Below are 1,778 nucleotides of genomic sequence, written 5' to 3' on the forward strand. Positions count from 1 at the left end.
TCCACGGCGACGACGTTGTTTTTCTGCGCGAGGAGTGCTGCGTTGGAGAGGCCGACATATCCGAGCCCTGCAACTGCTATTTTCATCCTTTGGCTCCCTGCCCGCGGGCATAGACATCTTCGTAGCGAATGATGTCGTCTTCGCCCAGATAACTGCCGGTCTGCACCTCGATCAGAACCATCGGCACCTTGCCGGGGTTCTCCATGCGATGCACGGCACCCAGAGGAATATAGACGGATTGGTTTTCCGTCACCAGCGTGACGGTTTCGTCGATCGTGATCCGCGCGGTGCCTTCCACCACGATCCAGTGTTCAGAACGATGATGATGCGATTGCAGGCTCAGCGCCGCGCCGGGATGCACATGGATGCGCTTGACCTGAAAGCGCTCCCCGATCACGAGGCTTTCGAACCAGCCCCAGGGCCGGTGCGCTTTCGGGAATTGCGTGGCCTGAAGGCGGCCCCTGGCCTTCAGCACCTCGACCGCCGTCTTGACATCCTGCGCGCGGCTCATGTCGGCGACCAGGACCGCGTCGTTCATCGCGATGGCCATGACGTTGCGCAACCCGATCCCGACCAGTTCGACCCCGGCACTGTCGGACCGCAGCAGGCTGTCGGCACAGTCGATCGCGCTGGCTGCCCCGGACACCCCGACCCCCGCGGCATCGCGCGCCCCTTCGCCCCAGACCGCATCCCAGCCGCCCAGATCCGACCATTTCCCCTCGAAGGGCACCACCGCCAGATTGCCGGCCCGTTCCATGATCGCATAATCGAGCGAAATATCCGCCGCCTGCGCCCAGGGGGCAGGGGCCAGGCGCAAGAACCCCAGATCGGTCGCCGCGCCGTCCACCGCGGCGCGCACCGGGGCCAACAATTCCGGCGCATGGGCTTTGAAGGCGGCGATCATGTCGGCCGCGCGGAACAGGAAGATCCCGGCGTTCCACAGATAGGTCCCCGCCGCCAGCATCGCCTCGGCCCGGGCCCGATCGGGTTTTTCGACGAAGCGCGTCAAGGCGATCGGCGCGCCTGACCCGTCGGGCGGCACGCTCAGTTCCAGATAGCCATAGCCGGTTTCGGCGCGCGTCGGGCGAATGCCGAAGGTCACGAGCTTGCCATCGGCCACCGCCGTCATCCCCTGTGCCACCGCGGCCTCGAAGGCCGCGACATCGGGGATCACATGATCCGAGGGCGCCACCAGCATCACCGCCTGCGGATCGCGCGCGCACAGATACAGCGCCGCCGCCAGAACCGCGGGCGCCGTGTTGCGCCCCTCGGGTTCGATCAGCACCGCGCCCGGGTCGATCCCTGCACCCGCCAGCTGTTCGGTCACGATGAAGCGGAAATCGGAATTGGTCAGCACCGTGGGCGGCGCGAAGCCTGGCCCCGACAGGCGCCGCGCCGAGGCCTGAAACAGCGTTTCCTCCCCCATCAGCTGCACGAATTGCTTGGGATAGCTCTGGCGCGACAATGGCCACAACCGCGTACCCGAACCGCCACACAGGATCGTCGGATAAATCATCCCATCAAGCCTCAAGTCATGTGTCTACAGCCGCATAAACGCACAAAGGCTGCGTTGCCACAATTCTTGTCTCGCCTAGAGCGCGGCCCGCACCAGCGCCAGGCTCGAGGCCAGAAGCACCGCGGCGTCGGCCGCAGTTTCGGCCTCGGTATAGACGCGGAACTCCGGTGCATTGCCCGACGCGCGCAGATGAACGATCCGCCCATTCGTCAGCGTCATCCGCAGCCCATCCGTGCGATCACAGGCCGCCACGGTGCCGAGC

1 protein-coding gene and 1 pseudogene are annotated in these 1,778 nt (G+C 65.6%); both read right to left on the reverse strand.

The features are described from left to right. Nucleotides 1-82: 82 nt before the first annotated feature. Nucleotides 83-1,516: a mannose-1-phosphate guanylyltransferase/mannose-6-phosphate isomerase gene (locus P2G62_RS17745; RefSeq protein ID WP_275736211.1), complete on the reverse strand. Its 1,434-nt coding sequence runs from the start codon at nt 1,514-1,516 to the stop codon at nt 83-85. A gap of 75 nt (nt 1,517-1,591) precedes the next feature. Further along, a pseudogene (locus P2G62_RS17750) lies at nt 1,592-1,778 on the reverse strand (phosphomannomutase); the annotation flags it as partial.

This window comes from Paenirhodobacter sp. CAU 1674, from assembly GCF_029222945.1.
Lineage (GTDB): Bacteria > Pseudomonadota > Alphaproteobacteria > Rhodobacterales > Rhodobacteraceae > Rhodobacter.

Bases quoted from the DNA above. Each gene is read 5' to 3' on its own strand.
- P2G62_RS17745 (WP_275736211.1), bottom strand. From the start codon at position 1,516: ATGATTTATCCGACGATCCTGTGTGGCGGTTCGGGTACGCGGTTGTGG.